Source organism: Neisseria sp. DTU_2021_1001991_1_SI_NGA_ILE_055, assembly GCF_032342915.1.
Lineage (GTDB): Bacteria > Pseudomonadota > Gammaproteobacteria > Burkholderiales > Neisseriaceae > Neisseria.
Genome location: NZ_CP135440.1, coordinates 2,097,067 through 2,117,015 on the forward strand (window position 1 = coordinate 2,097,067; position 19,949 = coordinate 2,117,015).

The 19,949-nt window shown below is 51.7% G+C and carries 17 protein-coding genes and 2 pseudogenes; 17 read left to right on the forward strand and 2 right to left on the reverse strand.

From position 1 onward, the window contains the following. Window positions 1-7: 7 nt before the first annotated feature. From pyrI to RRV97_RS09910, 4 genes are all read left to right on the forward strand, one after another. A complete protein-coding gene (gene pyrI / locus RRV97_RS09895; protein ID WP_315611432.1) occupies window positions 8-466 on the forward strand; it encodes an aspartate carbamoyltransferase regulatory subunit in 459 nt (152 codons plus the stop codon). A 193-nt stretch (window positions 467-659) separates the two neighbouring features. Further along, window positions 660-1,325, forward strand: coding sequence for a hypothetical protein (locus RRV97_RS09900; protein WP_315611433.1), 666 nt, complete (start codon window positions 660-662; stop codon window positions 1,323-1,325). Window positions 1,326-1,600: 275 nt separating this feature from the next. Further along, window positions 1,601-2,464, forward strand: coding sequence for a GNAT family N-acetyltransferase (locus tag RRV97_RS09905; RefSeq protein ID WP_003749223.1), 864 nt, complete (start codon window positions 1,601-1,603; stop codon window positions 2,462-2,464). Window positions 2,465-2,487: 23 nt separating this feature from the next. Next, entirely contained in the window at window positions 2,488-2,613 is a 126-nt protein-coding gene (locus RRV97_RS09910; protein ID WP_269428978.1) for a hypothetical protein, read from the forward strand. Between the two features lie 65 nt (window positions 2,614-2,678). On the opposite strand, the gene RRV97_RS09915 is transcribed toward RRV97_RS09910, so the two are convergent. Next, complete coding sequence (locus tag RRV97_RS09915; RefSeq protein WP_036491365.1) at window positions 2,679-3,182, reverse strand: hypothetical protein; 504 nt, start codon at window positions 3,180-3,182, stop codon at window positions 2,679-2,681. A 221-nt stretch (window positions 3,183-3,403) separates the two neighbouring features. Between RRV97_RS09915 and pyk the strand changes: the two genes are divergently transcribed. Both pyk and RRV97_RS09925 read left to right on the forward strand, forming a co-directional pair. Next, complete coding sequence (gene pyk / locus RRV97_RS09920) at window positions 3,404-4,876, forward strand: pyruvate kinase (RefSeq protein ID WP_315611434.1); 1,473 nt, start codon at window positions 3,404-3,406, stop codon at window positions 4,874-4,876. Window positions 4,877-5,052: 176 nt separating this feature from the next. Next, window positions 5,053-6,468 carry an OmpP1/FadL family transporter gene (locus RRV97_RS09925; protein WP_315611435.1) on the forward strand — a complete coding sequence of 472 codons (1,416 nt, stop codon included), beginning with the start codon at window positions 5,053-5,055 and terminating at the stop codon, window positions 6,466-6,468. Between the two features lie 309 nt (window positions 6,469-6,777). On the opposite strand, the gene RRV97_RS09930 is transcribed toward RRV97_RS09925, so the two are convergent. Then, window positions 6,778-8,043: a LysM peptidoglycan-binding domain-containing protein gene (locus RRV97_RS09930; RefSeq protein WP_315611436.1), complete on the reverse strand. Its 1,266-nt coding sequence runs from the start codon at window positions 8,041-8,043 to the stop codon at window positions 6,778-6,780. A gap of 234 nt (window positions 8,044-8,277) precedes the next feature. Here RRV97_RS09930 and def point away from each other — a divergent pair, with 234 nt between their 5' ends. From def to topA, 11 genes and pseudogenes are all read left to right on the forward strand, one after another. Continuing rightward, window positions 8,278-8,781: a peptide deformylase gene (gene def / locus RRV97_RS09935; protein WP_003678675.1), complete on the forward strand. Its 504-nt coding sequence runs from the start codon at window positions 8,278-8,280 to the stop codon at window positions 8,779-8,781. Window positions 8,782-8,916: 135 nt separating this feature from the next. After that, on the forward strand, window positions 8,917-9,843 hold the full coding sequence (gene fmt, locus RRV97_RS09940) for a methionyl-tRNA formyltransferase (protein WP_315611437.1): 927 nt from the start codon (window positions 8,917-8,919) through the stop codon (window positions 9,841-9,843). Between the two features lie 33 nt (window positions 9,844-9,876). After that, on the forward strand, window positions 9,877-10,395 hold the full coding sequence (locus RRV97_RS09945) for an O-acetyl-ADP-ribose deacetylase (protein ID WP_315611438.1): 519 nt from the start codon (window positions 9,877-9,879) through the stop codon (window positions 10,393-10,395). A gap of 46 nt (window positions 10,396-10,441) precedes the next feature. Further along, entirely contained in the window at window positions 10,442-11,701 is a 1,260-nt protein-coding gene (gene rsmB / locus RRV97_RS09950) for a 16S rRNA (cytosine(967)-C(5))-methyltransferase RsmB (protein WP_315611439.1), read from the forward strand. Then, window positions 11,667-12,260, forward strand: coding sequence for a DUF4390 domain-containing protein (locus RRV97_RS09955; protein ID WP_049322230.1), 594 nt, complete (start codon window positions 11,667-11,669; stop codon window positions 12,258-12,260). Before rsmB ends, RRV97_RS09955 begins: the two co-directional genes overlap by 35 nt. Window positions 12,261-12,263: 3 nt before the next feature. Further along, window positions 12,264-14,390 carry a PAS domain-containing sensor histidine kinase gene (locus RRV97_RS09960; RefSeq protein ID WP_315095175.1) on the forward strand — a complete coding sequence of 709 codons (2,127 nt, stop codon included), beginning with the start codon at window positions 12,264-12,266 and terminating at the stop codon, window positions 14,388-14,390. Next, the gene (locus RRV97_RS09965; RefSeq protein WP_254343405.1) at window positions 14,377-15,651 is read left to right on the forward strand and encodes a sigma-54-dependent transcriptional regulator; all 1,275 of its coding nucleotides are present in this window, start codon (window positions 14,377-14,379) and stop codon (window positions 15,649-15,651) included. Before RRV97_RS09960 ends, RRV97_RS09965 begins: the two co-directional genes overlap by 14 nt. 235 nt (window positions 15,652-15,886) lie before the next feature. Then, window positions 15,887-16,817 (forward strand): annotated as a pseudogene (gene dprA / locus RRV97_RS09970) (DNA-processing protein DprA); the annotation flags it as partial. Between the two features lie 104 nt (window positions 16,818-16,921). Further along, window positions 16,922-17,077, forward strand: a pseudogene (locus RRV97_RS11505) (DNA-protecting protein DprA); the annotation flags it as partial. 24 nt (window positions 17,078-17,101) lie between these two features. Then, window positions 17,102-17,557 (forward strand): DUF494 family protein, encoded by a 456-nt coding sequence (locus RRV97_RS09975; protein WP_003749244.1) that lies wholly within the window; start codon window positions 17,102-17,104, stop codon window positions 17,555-17,557. 74 nt (window positions 17,558-17,631) lie between these two features. Further along, entirely contained in the window at window positions 17,632-19,938 is a 2,307-nt protein-coding gene (gene topA, locus RRV97_RS09980; RefSeq protein ID WP_315611441.1) for a type I DNA topoisomerase, read from the forward strand. Window positions 19,939-19,949: the final 11 nt, after the last annotated feature.

The window sequence follows — 19,949 nt, forward strand, 5'->3', positions numbered from 1 at the left end:
GCGAAAGATGGAAAACTCAAAACTCAGCGTGGAAGCGATCGAACAAGGTACGGTCATTGACCATATTCCTGCCGGTAAAGGCTTGGCCATTTTAAGGCAGTTCAAGCTGTTGCATTATGGCAATGCAGTAACGGTTGGCTTCAATTTGCCCAGCAAAACGCAGGGCAGCAAAGACATTATTAAAATCAGCGGCGTATGGTTGGATGCCAATGCGGCAAACCGTTTGGCTTTGTTTGCCCCTGAGGCAGTGGTCAACAAAATCGATCGGTTTAAGGTCGTTGAGAAACAGCATTTATCATTGCCGGATGAAATTTCGGAGGTATTCCGCTGTCCGAATACCAATTGCGCCAGTCATGGCGAGCCGGTCATCAGCCGTTTTTATGTCCGCTCACATCATAGGCAGACGCGTTTGAAATGTCATTATTGCGAAAAAACCTTCTCGCGTGATTCGGTTGCCGAAGCCTGATAAAAATCTCAGGCCGTCTGAAAATACAGCTATACGGTTTGAGTTGTCTGCTTGATACATTAGTTTCATAAAAAGCAAGATATTAAGCAAATTGCGTTAAAATTACGTTAAAATAATGCCTTCCGGGTTGATGACATTATTCGCCCGAAAGGCATTATTTTTTAATAACATGATACGAAATGTAGGAAAACTCATGCACTCATCCATACAAAGCCGGTTTGCCCCAATTTTATACGTCTTGATTTTCTTTGTCGGATTTTTAGCAGCACAAGTTTGGTTTAATCAGCAAGCCTATTTGGCCAACCTTCCCCTTTTGGTTACAGCCATTTCTGCCGTTGCATTTGTTTGGTTGATTTGGGCTGTCGTCTCTGCGCGATCCAAAGCAAAAAGCAAGATGTTGCACCGTGAGCAGCTGATTCAAAAAGAGAGCATTCATCCTGTTTTGCATGCAACGTTGCAGCGTTCTGACGGGCAAACAGATTTATTGGTTTTGGTTGTCCGCAATAGCGGTAAGGGCTTGGCGAAGAATGTGCGTTTTGAGGCTGAGGCTTTGCCGGATCACTTGCCGAGCAAGCTGGTTGCCGATGCGGTTATGCGCTTGGAGATGTTTTCCGGCGGCGTGGATATGCTGGCATCGGGCGAATTGTATGGCGGCGTGTTTGCAAGCATGTTGGCGCTGGCTGCCGAATTGCCGGATCAGACATTTGGCGGCGTGTTGAAACTGAAAGCCACTTATGAAAATGCCTTTGGCGATCAATGCACTTCTGAAAGCGTTTTGGATTTGAGCATATTGAATTTCAATTTGTTAGAAATTAGATCCAGTGGCGAGCAAAAGCCCCGCAAGAAATTGTTGTATTGATATTCAAAATATGCAGGCCGTCTGAAACCGAAATACTTGTTTTCAGACGGCCTGTTGTTATTTTTCAAATGATTTTTGAAGAAAAAGAGGCGTATCGGGTATAATAATCAAAGAATTCGAAACGGATTGTCAGGATCGGCAAGCCGTCTCATCATTGTCGTATTTCAAAACCTTACTGATATTTTTTCAATAATCTGTTGCTATGTATCGGAACTTTTTCTGATGTCGGCAGCGGCGAAATATTCCTTCAGCCATTTACTCTCAGGAAGCTGCTTATGTTAGTGTGTAATCCTTATGAAGTTGTGATCCATGGTACGACCAGCAAAGGCAAGATTTTCCGACCAAGCGACTGGGCGGAGCGCCTGTGCGGTATTTTGTCTTCCTTCACTAAAGACAACCGCCTTTCCTATTCGAATTGGGTGCGCCCGATTTTGGTGGACAATGTCCGTTGTGTGGCAGTCGATAAAAAACTGGAAGAAGACAATCCGCAAATGTTCCGTTTCTTGATGGATTTTGCAGCGGATAACGATTTGCGCGTGATTGACTGTAAAGCCTTACTTAAAGAGCAAGAAAGCAAGCAGCAGGGCGAAGTGCCGGTCGAGCGCGTTTTGTTGGCGCAGGCGATTGAAGAAAAACACGCCGCCGAGCGTGCGGAAGCGGCCGATACCCAGCCCGAGCCTCAAGCTGCCGCGCCTGTGGTCGGCGTATTGCGTGAAATTCCGCCGGAAGAAACTGCGACCGCTTTTGCGGCATTGAGCATTTTGCGTTCTTCTTTGACCGATATTCACCGTTTTGTCGAACAAATCAACGAGCATCAGCGCAAAACCGGCTACCGCCTGTTGGGTATTTTTGAAGAAGGCAAACAAAATGCCGTAGCCGTATGCGGTTTCCATGCCGCGTACAATTTGGCCAGCGGTTACCACATCCATATTGACGACATCGTAACCATGCCTCAAAGCCGCCGAAAAGGCTATGCTTCGCGCTTGTTGGAAGAAGTACGCAAAATCGGTGCGGAAACCGGCGCAACCAAAATCCATCTGAATGTCCATGTGAACCATGACCGCGCAGATGCGCATCGTCTCTACTTCAAAAACGGATTTGAAATTTGCGCCTACCATTTCCGTTGCGATCCGAAATAATGGTTGTAGAAAGAGGGAATCCCATGTTGAAGATTTTGACTGCGGCTGTTTTGGCACTGAGTTTGGCGGCTTGCGCATCAGGCAGCGGAGGCAGCTCGCAAATGTATGGCGAGATTAAGGCCGGTGTAGAAACCAGCCATCAACGTTGAGATATATAATGACAAGGCCGTCTGAAATAGGTTTTTCTGTTTCAGACGGCCTTTTTGCAGCTTAATTAGAGGGTAGCGGAGGTGTCGTCGGTGGCAACAGTCCGATGCAGGCGATACCAATTGTACAGGCGCAAGATGCACAAGAAAGCAATAATGGGCATGCAGGCTGCGGTAACCAGATAACGCGGGTTGCTGAAGTTTAAAACATTGCGGCCGGAAAGCAGCGACAAAGCGGCATGCAACCATTCCCACAAAGACGAAATGCTGAATGCCAAAACAGCCAACAGGCCGAGGGTTCGGAAAATGCCGATGGGCAGGATTTGTCGGCGTAATACGGCGCGGTTGAGTTGGAACAAAACAATCAAACCGAAGCCGATGATGCAGACCATGCCGCCGTTGGCAACGATTTGCAGGCTGTTGAAGGCGATGTCGGGCGTAACGGAAAGCGTGCCGGACTGGTTGGATGCAGTTTGTTGCAAGTTTAAGCCTTGCATCACATTCAGGACGAAACCGTATATCAGGTCGGCCAAAACGATGCCGATGGGCAGAGGAGTCAAAAAACGTTTCATGGATCGGTCGGATATTTCAGTATTCTATTCGGATGAGTGAGGCCGTCTGAAAATTAAACATGACGACGTGAGGGTATATTGTATCCGATAGAAAAGTAGGTTAATGCAAAAATAAATTTAGTTTAAGTCAGAAAATGATGTAATTTTACGCCAACATTATTGCATTAAGAGTACAATCCTCTTCATTATCAAACGTGAAATCAACAGGAAAGGACGTTTACATGAGCCAATTGCAACGTGATTTAACCCGTATCAGCCACAATACCAAAATTGTCGCCACACTGGGTCCGGGCAGCAACAATGTACAATTGTTGGAAGACATGATCCGTGTCGGCGGCCTTAATGTCGTCCGTTTCAATTTCAGCCACGGTACGCCGGAGTTTCATGAAGAAAATGCCCGTATCGTACGCGAAGCCGCGAAACGTGCGGGTCAGGAAATCGCCATTCTTGCCGACTTGCAAGGGCCTAAAATCCGCGTGGGCAAAATTGCAGGCGGCAGCATCGAGCTGAATAAGGGTGAAACCTTGATTTTAGATGCCGCGCTTGAAGGCGAAGGCACACGCGAAGCGGTTGGCCTGGACTACCGCGATTTGCCCAATGACGTCGCTGCCGGCGATGTTTTGTGGCTAGACGACGGCCTGTTGACTTTGACCGTTGAAGCGGTTGAAGGAAGTAAGATTATTACAAGGGTAGAAAACAGCCATGTGCTGAAAAGTAACAAAGGTATCAACAAACGCGGCGGCGGCCTGTCTGCCGGAGCGTTGACCGAAAAAGACTTCCGCGACTTGAAAACCGCGATTGCCATCGGTTGCGACTACTTGGCCATCAGCTTTGTGAAATCTGCCGAAGATTTGCACATCGCACGCGCCAAAGTCGAAGAAGAAATGAAAGGCAGCACCGCCGTACGCCCCGGTTTGGTTTCCAAAATCGAGCGCGTAGAAGCCATTGAAAACCTAGATGAAATCATTCTTGCCAGCGACGGTATTATGGTTGCCCGCGGTGACTTGGCAGTGGAAGTCGGCCATGCCGCCGTACCTGCCCTGCAAAAACGCATGATCCGCCGCGCCCGTGAGTTGCGCCGCTTCAGCATTACCGCAACCCAAATGATGGAATCGATGATTACCAACCCCGTACCGACCCGCGCGGAAGTTAGTGACGTAGCCAACGCGGTATTGGACGGTACCGATGCGGTGATGTGTTCCGCCGAAACCGCCGTCGGCGCGTATCCGTTTGAAACCGTCAGCCAAATGGCGATTATTTGTGCGGCTGCGGAAAAAGAACAAGATTCGCTCAACGGCGTTGCCGAACAGGTCGATTATCCCGAAGCCGTCAGCACCAACTTGGCGATTGCCGGCGGCGCGGTCAGCGTGGCGCGCGCGGTTCACGCCAAAGCCATTGTTGCCCTGACTGAAAGCGGTTCGACCGCCTTCGAAGTCAGCCGCCACAACATCACCCTGCCGATTTTTGCCCTGACGCCGAGTGTTTCAGCGCAACGCCGTATGGCGATGTACCGCGGCGTGCGTCCGTTGATTTTGGCAACCAGTACCGACCACGATACCGCGCTGAACGAAGTGGAAGCCATGTTGGTAGAACACAAAATCCTCCAAAGCGGCGACCAATACATCATCACCAGCGGTTCGAAAATGCGCGAATCCGGTTCGACCAATACGCTGGAAGTGTTGCAGGTCAAATAATTGCAGTGATCCGATGATTGGAAAAGCAGGCTGTTTTAGCCTGCTTTTTTTGTGTAAAAAAAGAAAAGATTAGGCAAAAATAATGATGTAGTATAGAATTGAGTACCTATACTAAATCAATAAAGGACGTTTCAGACGGCCTTTTTCTTTGTCCGCTACTTTCACGGTAAACCAAAATGATTCATTTCAATCTGAAAAAAACAGCATTTATTTTAAGCGCAGCACTGTTATCTACCGCCGTCCAAGCCTCCGGCTACCACTTCGGTACACAATCCGTTAACGCACAAGGCACGGCCAACGCCGCCGCCGCCGAAGCCGCCGATGCATCAACCATTTTCTACAACCCGGCCGGTTTGAGCAAAATTGACAGCAGTCAAATTTCCGTCAACGCCAATATCGTTTTCCCAAGCATTCACTATGAGGCAGAATCTGCGAAACACTTCCGCACGGGTGCCGATGTCAGCGGCTCGACCAGCGGCAAAATTACCGAAACCACCGTTGCTCCGCACATCTATGGCGCGTACAAAGCCAGCGACGATATCACTTTGGGTTTGGGCATGTACGTTCCCTTCGGCTCTGCAACCGAATACGAAAAAGATTCCGTATTGCGCCACAACATCAACAAACTGGGTTTGACCACCATTGCCATAGAGCCGGTAGTCGCGTGGAAACTGAATGAGCAGCACGCTGTCGGTGCCGGTTTGATTGCCCAATATTCTAAAGCCGAATTGCGCAAATACTCCGACTGGGATGCTTCCGGCGCCATCAGCCAGTTGGCCAGCGGCTTGGCTTCCCGTCAAGCAGGCCGTCCCGTTGCTGTCGATGCGACCGGCAAAGCTGACGGTCATGCCGATGTAAAAGGCCACGATTGGGGCTTCGGCTATCAACTGGCGTGGATGTGGGACATTAACGAGCGCGCACGCGTGGGTGTGAACTATCGTTCCAAAGTATCGCATACGCTGAAAGGTACTGCCGATTGGGAAGCTGACGGCGCATATGCAAAACGCGCATGGGATTTGGGTGCAATGGCTGCACGCGGTTATGTGCCGAACGAAAAAGCCAGCGTAAAAATCGTCACGCCTGAGTCTTTGTCTGTTCACGGTATGTACCGCGCCACTGACAAAACTAACCTGTTCGGCGATGTGACTTGGACGCGCCACAGCCGCTTCAACAAAGCCGAGCTGGTGTTTGAAAATACCAAAAACGTTGTCAACGGCAAATCCGACCGTACCGTCATTACGCCTAACTGGCGCAACACTTATAAAGTTGCATTCGGCGGCTCTTACCAAGTTACCGAACCATTGCAACTGCGTGCCGGTATCGCTTTCGACAAATCACCGGTTAAAAGTGCTGAAGACCGCATGAACAGCCTGCCTGACGGCAACCGTATTTGGTTCTCCGTCGGCGCTAAATATCAACTGGGCAAAAACCATGTCATCGATGCGGCGTACAGCCATATCCACATCAATGACACGGTTTACCGTACCGGCAAAGCCAGCGGCAACGACGTGGACAGCCGCGGTGCATCCTCTGCTCGCTTCAAAAACAAAGCGGACATCTTGGGCTTGCAATACACTTACAAATTCAAATAATCGGATTTGAGTGGTGGATAAAAAGGCCGTCTGAAGATTTCAGACGGCCTTTTTGATTGGCAGGAACAGATGAAACAATCAATAGGCAATAAATAGCGTGTCGGGCTTTTCATATTTCTGATTGGAATGGCAGAACGGCAAGACAATAGAAAAGGGGAGCAGCCGATTAAAGGCTGGAGACATGGGATATTGTTTGCGCTTTAAACAACGTGTTACCGATTTCTTTATTCTGATAGGCAATCAAAAGGCCGTCTGAAAACAGGTTTTCAGACGGCCTTTGTTTGCCGAATCGCTGCTAAAAAAGCTCAATCAGCTGCGGACTTCCAGTTCGATTTCTCTTTCCTGTTCGTCTTCGGTCGGTTTGTCCATGGTTTTTTCATCGGCCATATTGTCCAAATCGCGGCCGGGCTCGGAGGCGGTATCGCCGATGGAAACGCTGTTCAGGCTTTCCAAAATAATGGCTGAGGCCAGATGGTCGGATGTGCGGTACACCATTGCCAAACCGATTTCTTCCGCCGGAATGGAAACCAATTCAACCGTATCTTTGTCTTTCGGCTTGCGAATCAGGTTGTTGGACAGATTGACACGGACTTGGCGGCCGCGTTTGTAGAGGCTGACCACCGTGCCTTTGTCCAAGCCGTCGAGTTCGCCTTTATCCAACGTAATGGTTTGGAACTGGCCGGCTTCGCCCACGCCGTCGAAGATGGAAACGACTTTGGCCTGAATCGGACGGGCAGGGGCGTGAGGCATCACATTGAAGCTGTCGAGGCCTTCGGGCAGTTTCAGCAGATAGTCGTCTTTGCGGATTTCGGAAACGGCTTCTTCGATAACCAAAGGTTGCGCGGACTGGGTGCGCAGCTTCATGACTTTGTTGACTTGGGTGTAATACTCGTTGCTTTTGAGTTTTTCGTCAGAAGCGCGGGTGCGGTGTTCCAAGGCGGAGTCGGTGTAAGGCAGCGTGTTGGCGATGCCGCTGAACACGACTTCTTGGCCGAGGAATTTGCCGGTTTCCGGATCGGTGATGTTTTTATTGACGCGGTAGGTCAGGTAGCGGCCGGGTTCGGTCAGGCCGTATGCGTACACGCGGTTGCCTTGCGTGTAGAGGACGCGGTTGTCGGGGCCTGCAATCAGGCGCGGCGCGTTGGCGGTTTCTTCCGGAGCGATAATCTGCGGATGTTTCATGAACATACGGTAGAGGTTGACGTTGACAGTCGGAATACCGTAGCCGGAAGTTTCGCGTACGCGCGGATGCAGTTTGATCACAGGAATGCCGTCTGAACGGGTTTGGGCGTGTTCAAAACCCAGGCGCGGCTGGCCGTTGACGTAGCGTAAAACCAACACCTGCCCCGGATAGATCAGGTGTGGATTGCGGATGGCGTTGCGGTTGGCGCCCCAAAGGCGGTTCCATTGCCACGGGCTGTACAGATATTTGCCGGAAATACCCCACAAGGTATCGCCGTTTTTAACGACGTAGCGTTGCGGCGCATTGGGGCGGATTTTTAAAGAAGCTGCCTGAGTGTGGGCAGAAATAGCCATGCCTGCCATGCAAAGCAGGGTTATAATACGTTGTTGCATAACCGTTCCCCTTGAAATCGGTTTGGTTTGTCTTCAGATGATAAACAGAGAAGGCCGGAGTTTGCGAAACTGCCGCCCATCCATCAATACGATAACGAACGGCCTCTGTCGCGCTATCTTAACATTTTTCGGCGTTATTTTAGCATTGAATGTTGCTGTCATGACAGGAGATTGTGGCGGCGGAAACCAAATCTGTATGAAAATCACACATCAGCTTTATAAAACGAGAATATTATGGCTTTACTGAACATCCTCCAATACCCTGACGAGCGTTTGCACACGGTCGCCAAACCTGTTGAGAAAATAGACGAGCGCATCCAGACATTGGTTGCCGATATGTTTGAAACCATGTACGAAGCACGCGGTATCGGCTTGGCGGCCACTCAGGTTGACGTACACGAGCGCATTGTCGTGATGGATTTGACCGAAGACCGCAGCGAGCCGCGCGTGTTCATCAATCCCGTCATTGTCGAAAAAGACGGCGAGACAACTTATGAAGAAGGCTGCCTGTCCGTGCCGGGCATTTACGATACCGTGACCCGTGCCGAGCGCGTCAAAGTCGAAGCCTTGAACGAAAAAGGCGAGAAATTCACGCTGGAAGCAGACGGCCTGTTGGCAATCTGCGTGCAGCACGAATTGGACCACCTGATGGGCATCGTGTTTGTCGAACACCTGTCGCAGCTGAAACAAGGCCGCATCAAAACCAAACTGAAAAAACGTCAGAAACACACCATCTGACCTAAGCATCGCTTAAAGGCCGTCTGAAAAGACAAAACAGAAGGCAGACTTCGGTTTTCAATCTTTCAGACGGCCTTTTCAGCTGAAACAGTTTGCCCAATGCGCCCATTCAAACCATTTCCACAAGGACACAACATGAAAGTCATCTTTGCCGGTACGCCCGATTTTGCCGCCGCCGCCTTGAAAGCCATCGCCGCCGCAGGTTTTGAAATTCCGCTGGTGTTGACCCAGCCCGACCGCCCCAAAGGCCGCGGCATGCAGTTGACCGCATCGCCGGTCAAACAGGCTGCCTTGGAATTGGGTTTGACCGTGGCGCAGCCGGAAAAGTTGCGCAATAACGCCGAAGCCCTGCAAATGCTCAAAGATACGGGCGCGGATGTGATGGTGGTGGCCGCGTATGGCTTGATTTTGCCGCAGGAAGTGTTGGATACGCCCAAACACGGCTGCCTCAATATCCACGCCTCGCTGTTGCCCCGTTGGCGCGGCGCGGCACCGATTCAACGTGCGATTGAAGCCGGCGACGCAGAAACCGGCGTGTGCATCATGCAGATGGACATCGGCTTGGACACCGGCGCTGTGGTCAGCGAACACCGCTATGCCATCCAACCTACAGATACTGCAAACGAAGTGCATGATGCGCTGATGGGTTTGGGTGCCGAAGCGATTGTGGCCGACTTGCAGCGTTTGCAGGCGGAAGGCCGTCTGAACGCGGTCAAACAGCCTGAAGAAGGCGTTACCTACGCCCAAAAATTAAGCAAAGAAGAGGCGCGTATCGATTGGAACGAGTCCGCGGACATTATCGAGCGCAAAATCCGCGCCTTTAACCCCGTCCCTGCCGCGTGGGTCGAGTATCAAGGCAAACCGATGAAAATCTGGCGTGCCGAAGTCGTGGCCAAACAGGGTAAGGCAGGCGAAGTATTGTCCTGCACTTCAGACGGCCTGCTGGTGGCGTGCGGTGAAAACGCGCTGAACATCACCGAATTGCAGCCTTCCGGCAGCAAACGCATGAGCATACAGGCATTTGCGGCAGGCCGGACGATTGAAGTCGGAACGGTTTTGTAACAGGCTGGAAATCAACGCAGAGGAAAGAAAATAATGGCTGTTTTTGAAGTGGTTGAGGGCGATATTACCCGATTGGCAGTCGATGCGATTGTCAATGCCGCCAATTCATCGCTGTTGGGCGGTGGCGGCGTAGACGGTGCAATACACCGCGCCGCGGGCAAAGAGCTGCTGGAGGAGTGCCGCACTTTGGGCGGTTGCCGCACAGGCGAAGCCAAAATAACCAAAGGCTACCGTTTGCCTGCGCGTTTTGTCATTCATACGGTCGGGCCGGTATGGTTTGGCGGAAAACAAAATGAAGAGGCCAAATTGGCACAATCTTATGCCAATTCTTTGCTGCTTGCCCAGAAACACGATCTTCACAGCATCGCCTTTCCGTGCATCAGCACCGGTGTGTACCGCTTCCCGGCCGAAGCCGCCGCGCGTATCGCTTTGGAGAGTTTGAAGCAAACCCTGCCGCAATGTCCGGCAGTGGAAAAAATCATCTTTTGCTGTTTTTCCAAAACAGATGCCGAATATTATCGGGCATTGCTGGCTGCCGAACAGGCCGTCTGAAATCCGCCGAACACTTGAAATCAAATATAAATCAGAAAGCAAAAATATGAGTATGTCCCTCGCCCAAAAACTGGCCGCCGACAGCGTTGCCGCGGTTGCCGAAGGGCGCAATCTTCAGGATGTTTTGGCGGAAATCCGCGCGGCGCATCCGCAGCTGACGGCGCAGGAAAACGGTGCGTTGCAGGATATTGCCTACGGTTGCCAACGTTATTTGGGCAGTTTGAAATATATGCTCGCGCAGATGCTGAAAAAGCCGATTGACAATCCGCAGCTTGAAAGCCTGCTTTTGGCGGCGATGTACCAATTGCATTACACGCGCAACGCGCCTCATGCCGTGGTCAATGAGGCGGTGGAAAGCATTGCCAAAATCGGCCGCGGCCAGTTCCGCTCGTTTGCCAATGCGATTTTGCGCCGCTTTTTGCGTGAACGCGACAAGCTCGCGGCTTCCTGCAAAAAAGACGATGTGGCGAAACACAATTTGCCGCTGTGGTGGGTGGCTTACTTGAAAAACCATTATCCGAAACATTGGCACAACATCACCACCGCGCTGCAATCGCATCCGCCGATGACTTTGCGCGTCAACCGCCGACACGGCAATGCCGAAAGTTATTTGGAAAAACTGGCTGCGGAAGGTATTGCGGCCAGGGCGTTGGACGAATACGCCGTGATGTTGGAAGAAGCCGTGCCGGTAAGCTGCCTGCCCGGTTTTTCAGACGGCCTGGTGTCTGTGCAGGATTTTGGTGCGCAGCGTGCTGCCTATTTGTTGAACCCGAAAGACGGAGAACGCATCCTCGATGCCTGTGCGGCGCCGGGCGGTAAGACAGGCCATATCTTGGAACTGGCAGATTGTCATGTTACTGCTTTGGATATAGACGAAGGCCGTCTGAACAGGGTGAAGAGCAATCTTGACCGTTTAGGCTTTCAAACGGCCTCTTTGGCTTGTGCCGATGCGCAGGACTTGACAGCGTGGTATGATGGCAAGGCCTTTGACGCTGTCTTGGCCGATGTGCCGTGTACCGCTTCGGGTGTGGCGCGGCGCAATCCCGACGTCAAATGGCTGCGCCGACCGACCGATGCCGTCAAAACCGCACGCCAACAGGAAGCATTATTAGACGCGCTGTGGCAGACCCTGACGAAAAACGGCAGGATGTTGCTGGCTACCTGCTCGGTCTTTGTCGAAGAAAACGACGGTCAATTGCAAAAATTCCTTAACCGCCATGCCGATGCCGAGTTGATCGAATCGCATGTGCTTTTACCGAACAAACATCAAGATGGCTTTTATTACGCGCTTATTAAAAAGCAGTAAAACGCTGATTGTACCGCTCTTGCTCGCCGTGTCGCTGAACGCGGCGGGCGAGGGCATCAGTGCGACCCGTGCCGAGGCAAAGCTGACCCATGCCGGACAGCTTTCCGTCAGCAGCCGTTTCCGCACCGACCTGCCCGATCAGCTCAAAGAAGCACTCAAACAGGGCGTCCCCCTGCATTTCAATTTAAGTTGGCAGCTGTCGGCACCGTCCGTGGCGTCTTATAAATTCAAGTTTGACCAGCTGCTCAACAACGACAGCACGATTCAATACAAACTGTCCTTCCATCCGCTGACCAACCGCTATCGCGTTACCGTCGGTACGTTTTCTACCGAGTACGACACGCTTGAAGCCGCCTTGCGCGCAGTGGGCGCGGTTGCGAATTGGAAGGTTTTGTCCAAGGGCGCGCTGAGTGATGTGGCCGCCAAAGACACGAAGGCTGAAATCCGCCTGCTGCTGACAACCGCCAAGCTGCCCAAACCGTTCCAAATCAATGCCCTGACTTCTAAAAATTGGCATTTGGATTCGGGGTGGAAATCCTTGTCGGTCGTGCAGGAGTAAACCATGCGCCGCTTTCTCCTGATTGCCGCTGTATTCGCCGTAGTTTTGTTGTACGGTCTGACTGTTGCAACGGGCAGCAGCAACGTATTGTCCGATTATTTCTGGTGGATTGTCGCCTTGTGCGGCTTGCTGTTGCTGGTGTTGGCCGCGGTGTTGGTGCGCTATGTCGTGCTTTTGATGCGCGACAACAGCAAAAGCGTGTTCGGCTCGCAGATTGCGCGCCGGCTGTCAGGGATGTTTACCTTGGTTGCCGTATTGCCGGGCGTGTTTTTGTTCGGTATTTCCGCCCAGTTTATTAACGGCACGATTAATTCTTGGTTTGGCAACGACACCCATGAGGCTTTGGAGCGCAGCTTAAATTTGAGCAAATCCGCGCTGAATTTGGCGGTGGACAACGCGGTCAGCAACGCCACGCCGGTGCAAATCGACTTAATCAGCGCCGCTTCGCTGGACGGCGACTTGGGGCAAACGCTGACCCAATCCGCGCCTACTTCCGAATTTGCCCAGCTGGCGCTTTACAACGCGACTACCCATAAAGCCGAGAAAAGCATCAATCCCCTGAAACTGAATCAACCGACGCTCAACAAAGAAGGATGGGAGCAGCTGGAGCAGACCGGCTCGGTACGCAGCTTGGAAAATATCGGCGGCGTGCTGTATGCTCAAGGCTGGATGCTGATCGGTACGCATAAAAATCAGGATTATGCGTTGTTTTTCCGTCAGCCGATTCCGAAAGATGTTGCCCAAGATGCGACGCTGATCGAAGCGGCCCGCGCCAAATACGCTGAGCTGAGTTATACCAAAAAAGGCCTGCAAACCTTTTTCCTGTCCACGCTGTTGGTCGCGACATTGTTGGCCATCTTTTTGGCGCTGGTGATGGCTTTGTATTTTGCCCGCCGTTTTGTGGCGCCGGTGTTATCGCTGGCAGAGGGTGCACGGGCGGTGGCTCAGGGTGACTTCAGCCAGACCCGGCCGGTATTCCGCAATGACGAGTTCGGCCGTTTGACCCAGTTGTTCAACCACATGACCGAGCAATTGGCGATTGCCAAAGAGGCGGACGAGCGCAACCGTTTGCGCGAAGAAGCCGCACGCCATTATTTGGAATGCGTGTTGGAAAGTTTGACCACAGGTGTGATTACTTTGGATGCCGACGGCCGTCTGAAAACCTTTAACAAAGCCGCCGAACAGATTTTGGGCGTTTCGCTGGTGTCTTTGTGGGGCAGCAACTGGCATCAATGGCACGGCAAATCGCCGCAGCAAACCCTGTTGGCCGATGTGTTTGCCGCCATCAATGAAACCGCCGACAGCGACAAACCCGTCCAAGTCGAATACGCCGCGCCCGACGATGCCCGAATCTTGTTGGGCAAAGCCACCATCCTGCCGGAAGACAACGATAACGGCGTGGTGATGGTGATTGATGACATTACCGTCTTGATACGCGCGCAAAAAGAGGCTGCATGGGGCGAAGTGGCGAAACGTTTGGCGCACGAAATCCGCAATCCGCTTACACCCATCCAGCTTTCCGCTGAGAGATTGGCATGGAAATTGCATGATAAACTTGACGAGCAAGACGCCCAAATCCTCAGCCGTTCAACCGATACCATCGTCAAACAGGTTGCCGCGCTGAAAGAAATGGTCGAAGCGTTCCGCAATTATGCGCGTGCGCCGTCGCTGAATTTAGAAAAACAAGATTTAAACGGTTTGGTGTCGGAAGTATTGGTATTATATGAGGCAGGCGCGTGCAAATTTAATGCACGGCTCAACACGGATGCCCTGCCGATTGCCGCCGATACGACGGCCATGCGCCAAGTGTTGCATAACCTATTTAAGAATGCCGCAGAAGCGGCGGAGTCGGACGAAGCGCCGCAAGTAAACATCGAAACAGGACGCGAAGGCGGACAGGTTTTCCTGACTGTCTGCAACAACGGCAAAAGTTTCAGCAAAGAAATGCTGCACAATGCTTTTGAGCCGTACGTTACCGACAAACCGACAGGAACGGGGTTGGGTTTGCCCGTTGTGAAAAAAATTATCGAGGAGCATGGCGGCCGCATCAGCCTGAGCAATCAGAACAGCGGCGGCGCGTGCGTCAAAATAGCTTTACCGGAAATGGCAGAAACTTATGCGAAGCAGTGATATTTTGATTGTAGATGATGAAGTAGGCATCCGCGACCTGCTCTCCGAAATCCTTCAAGACGAAGGCTATACCGTTACTTTGGCCGAAAATGCCGAAGAAGCGCGCCAATTGCGTTACCAAACGCGTCCGGCCATGGTATTGCTGGACATTTGGATGCCCGATTGCGACGGCATTACTTTGTTGAAAGAGTGGGCGAAAAACGGCCAACTCAATATGCCCGTGGTCATGATGAGCGGCCATGCCAGCATCGACACCGCGGTTGAAGCCACCAAAATCGGCGCACTCGATTTTCTGGAAAAACCGATTGCCCTGCAAAAACTCTTGTCCGCAGTAGAACGCGCCTTGAAACATGGCGAAGTTCAGACGGCCTCCGGCATGACTTTGGACAAACTTGGCAACAGCCCCGTCATTCAAGAAATGAACGGCAGCATTGAAGCGGCCGCCAAACACAACCGCCCGCTGCTGTTGGCCGGTGAGGCAGGCTCGCCGTTTGAGATTGTCGCCCGCTATCTGCACAAAAGCGGTACGCCTTGGGTGGCAACCGACCGTGTCGAACACATTGTCGATACGCCGTTGGAGCTGTTGCAAAAAGCATCGGGCGGTATTTTGTATGTCGGCGATATTGCCCGTTACAGCAAAAACATCCAAAACGGCATTGCTTTCTTGCTGGAAAAAGCCGACCGCTACAATGTCCGTGTGATTGCTTCATGCGGCTTTAAACGCGGTGAGAGCGCCGATGACGTCGTTGCTGGCCGACTGGCGGAGCTGTTGAAAGAGCGCATCAATGTTCCTTCTTTGCGCAGCCAACCGGACGACATCGTCTTTTTAATCAACCGCATCATGACCGATTTGGCCGAAAGTCAAAAAATCCAGCCGGTAAAATTCAGCGACAGCGCGTTGGTGGTTTTGCGCCAATACGATTGGCCGGGCAATTACGACCAGCTTGCCGAAACGGTGAAAAACATCATGTTGGAATCGGACGGCAAAGAAGTGGACGAGCAGGCCGTTGCCGTGGCTTTGGGTCAGAAGGAAAACGCGACGGCGACAGAAATCATCGGTGGCTTCAATTTCAATATGCCTTTGCGCGAATTGAGGGAAGAAGTCGAGCGCCGTTACTTTGAGTACCACATCGCCCAAGAAGGCCAAAATATGAGCCGCGTGGCGCAAAAGGTCGGTTTGGAGCGTACACACCTTTACCGCAAACTCAAACAACTCGGTATCAGCGTATCGCGCCGCAGCGCCGACAAATCCGAAGAATAAGCGCAATATCGGTTCAAACACAAAAGAGGCCGTCTGAAAGCCATCAGGTTTTTCAGACGGCATCGTCATTTGACGGTTTGCTTGGATAAGCAATATTTGATAAAGAATAATGATATGGCCCGGCATTGTTGTTTTGCATTTTGGGCCGACAAAAGTTTTATACCAATAAAATTTTCAGACGGCCTTTATTTACTTCAGGCCGTCTGAAAAAACATTACGAAAAGGGAACAGATTGATGACGGAAAACGAGCGTTTTGCTTGGTTGCAACTGGCATTTACGCCCTATATCGGCGCAGAAAGTTTTTTGGTGCTGTTGCAGCAATTCGGTAGTGTACAAGCTGCCTTGAATGCGCCGGCAGAAAAAATTGCCGCCCTGGTACGCCATAAACAGGCGGCCGAGTCATGGCGCAATGCGGACAAACGGGCTTTGGCGCAGCAGTCTGCCGAAGCCGCTTTACAATGGGAAATGCAGGACGGTTGCCGTTTGTTGCTGCTGCAAGATGATGATTTCCCTGAAATGCTGACACAAGGCATTACCGCGCCGCCGGTTTTGTTTTTGCGCGGCAATGCAGGACTGTTGCACACACCTTCTGCCGCGATTGTCGGCAGCCGCCATGCCACACCGCAGGCCATGCGGATTGCCAAAGATTTCGGCAGGGCGTTGAGTGAAAAAGGCATTCCCGTCGTATCGGGTATGGCTTCGGGTATCGATACCGCCGCCCATCAGGGCGCATTGCAGGCAGATGGCGGTACCATCGCCGTCTGGGGAACCGGTATAGACCGCATTTATCCGCCATCCAATAAAAACCTTGCTTATGAAATCGCTGAAAAAGGATTGATTGTCAGCGAGTTCCCTTTAGACACGCGTCCGTTTGCAGGCAATTTTCCGCGCCGCAACCGTCTGATTGCCGCGTTGTCGCAGCTGACATTGGTGGTCGAAGCGGCATTGGAATCCGGCTCATTGATTACTGCCAAGCTGGCGGCGGAGATGGGACGCGAAGTGATGGCGGTACCCGGTTCGATAGACAATCCGCACAGCAAAGGCTGCCACAAGCTGATTAAAGACGGGGCAAAATTGGTGGAATGTTTGGACGATATTCTTCACGAATGTCCGCAGCTATTGCAAAATACGCCTGTTCCATCATATTCTATAAATAAGACGGTAAAACCGAAAAACGATCAAACCAAACGTCTGCAACCCAAAACAATAGCGGATGAACCGCAAAGGCCGTCTGAAAACCTATCTGCCGCCCCATCGACAAGCGCTTTATTGGAAGCAATGGGCTACGACCCAATACACCCCGATATTTTGGCGCAACAAACCAATACAGCGGCGGCAGACGTGTACGCACAGCTTTTGGAATACGAACTCGACGGTATCGTTGCCGCTTTGCCGGGCGGCCGTTACCAGCGCATCAAAGCATAAATTATCTATATTTAAGGAACCAGCATGACCGAAGTCATTGCCTATTTAATCGAACACTTCCAAGATTTCGACAACTGTCCGCCTCCGGAGGATTTGGGTCGCCTGCTGGAAGATGCAGGTTTTGACGCTACGGAAATCGGCAACACATTGATGATGATGGAAGTCTTGTTCAATACATCCGAATTTTATGCCGAGCCGTTTAACAGCGATTCCCTGCGCGTATTCTGCCGTGAAGAAGCTGAAAACCTGCCGCAGGAAGTCATGGGCTTGATGCAGTATTTGGTTGCCGAACACGCAATTACTTATGAGCAGCGCGAAATCGTCATTCACGCCCTGATGCACATTCCATCAGACGAAATCACCCTCGATACCGCCAAAGTGTTGGTATTGCTGGTGTTGTGGATGCACAAGAGCGAGTTGCCCGTCCTGATTGGCGACGACTTGATGAGTGCGTTGACCGGACAAAACGTGATGCACTAAACTTTTTTTTCAGACGGCCTCAATCATAAAGGCCGTCTGAAACATAAACCCAATACATCCAAAAGAGAACAACAATGGCGAAAAACCTATTAATCGTCGAATCCCCGTCCAAAGCCAAAACCCTGAAAAAATATCTGGGCGGTGATTTTGAAATCTTAGCGTCTTACGGTCATGTCCGCGACTTGGTACCCAAAAGCGGAGCAGTCGATCCCGATAACGGCTTTGCCATGAAGTACCAGCTGATCAGCCGCAACAGCAAACACGTCGATGCCATCGTCGCCGGTGCCAAAGAAGCCGAAAACATCTACCTCGCAACCGACCCGGATAGGGAAGGCGAAGCCATTTCTTGGCATCTTTTGGAAATCCTCAAATCCAAACGCGGTCTGAAAAACATCAAGCCGCAGCGTGTCGTGTTCCATGAAATCACCAAAAACGCCGTCCTCGATGCCGTCGCCCATCCGCGTGAAATCGAAATGGACTTGGTCGATGCACAACAAGCCCGCCGAGCTTTGGATTATTTGGTCGGTTTCAACCTCTCGCCATTGTTGTGGAAAAAAATCCGCCGCGGTTTGAGCGCGGGCCGCGTGCAAAGTCCCGCCCTGCGTTTGATTTGCGAACGCGAAAACGAAATTCGCGCGTTTGAAGCGCAGGAATATTGGACGGTGCATCTCGACAGCCACAAAGGCCGTAGCAAGTTCACCGCCAAACTCGCCCAATACAACGGCGCGAAACTCGAACAATTCGACCTGCCGAACGAAACCGCGCAAGCCGACATATTGAAAGAACTCGAAGGCAAAGAGGCAGTCGTTACCGCCATTGAAAAGAAAAAGCGCAGCCGCAATCCCGCCGCGCCGTTCACCACTTCTACCATGCAGCAGGATGCCGTGCGCAAACTCGGTTTTACCACCGACCGCACCATGCGTACCGCCCAGCAGCTTTACGAAGGTATAGACGTGGGGCAGGGCGCCATCGGTCTGATTACCTATATGCGTACCGACAGCGTGAATTTGGCCGATGAAGCGCTAACCGAAATCCGCCATTACATCGAAAACAAAATCGGCAAAGAATATCTGCCGAGTGCCGCCAAACAATACAAAACCAAATCCAAAAACGCCCAAGAAGCGCACGAAGCCATCCGTCCGACTTCCGTGTACCGCACGCCCGAAAGCGTCAAACCCTTCCTGAGCGCAGACCAGTTCAAACTCTATCAAATGATTTGGCAGCGCACTGTCGCCTGTCAGATGACGCCCGCCAAATTCGACCAAACCACCGTCGATATTACCGTCGGCAAAGGCGTATTCCGCGTAACCGGACAAGTGCAAACCTTCGCAGGCTTCCTCAGCGTTTACGAAGAAAGCAGCGATGATGAAGAAGGCGAAGACAGCAAAAAACTGCCCGAAATGAGCGAAGGCGACAAACTGCCCGTGGACAAACTTTACGGAGAACAACACTTTACCACTCCGCCGCCGCGCTACAACGAAGCCACGCTGGTTAAAGCCCTCGAAGAATACGGTATCGGCCGTCCTTCTACCTACGCCAGTATTATTTCCACGCTCAAAGACCGCGAATACGTTACCCTTGAGCAAAAACGCTTCATGCCTACCGACACAGGCGACATCGTCAATAAATTCCTGACCGAACACTTCGCCCAATATGTCGATTACCACTTTACCGCCAAACTTGAAGACCAGCTTGACGAAATTGCCAACGGCAAACGCCAATGGATTCCTGTTATGGACAAATTCTGGAAGCCGTTTATCAAGCAAGTGGAAGAAAAAGAGGGTATCGAACGCGCCAAATTTACCACGCAGGAACTCGACGAAACCTGCCCGAAATGCGGAGAACATAAACTGCAAATCAAATTCGGCAAAATGGGTCGCTTCGTCGCCTGCGCCGGCTATCCCGAGTGCAGCTACACCCGCAACGTTAACGAAACCGCCGAAGAAGCCGCTGAGCGCATCGCCAAAGCCGAGGCCGAACAAGCCGAACTTGACGGACGTGAATGCCCTAAATGCGGCGGTCGCCTAGTGTACAAATACAGCCGTACCGGCAGCAAATTCATCGGCTGTGCCAACTATCCGAAATGCAAACACGTCGAGCCGCTGGAAAAACCCAAAGACACCGGCGTCCAATGCCCGCAATGCAAAAAAGGCAACCTCGTCGAGCGCAAATCCCGCTACGGCAAACTGTTTTACAGTTGCAGTACCTATCCGGATTGTAACTACGCCACATGGAACCCGCCCGTCGCCGAAGAATGCCCGAACTGCCATTGGCCGGTCTTGACCATCAAAACTACCAAACGCTGGGGCGTGGAAAAAGTCTGCCCGCAAAAAGAATGCGGCTGGAAAGAGCAGATTGAACCGCCTGCACCGAAAGAGTGAGATTAGGTCGG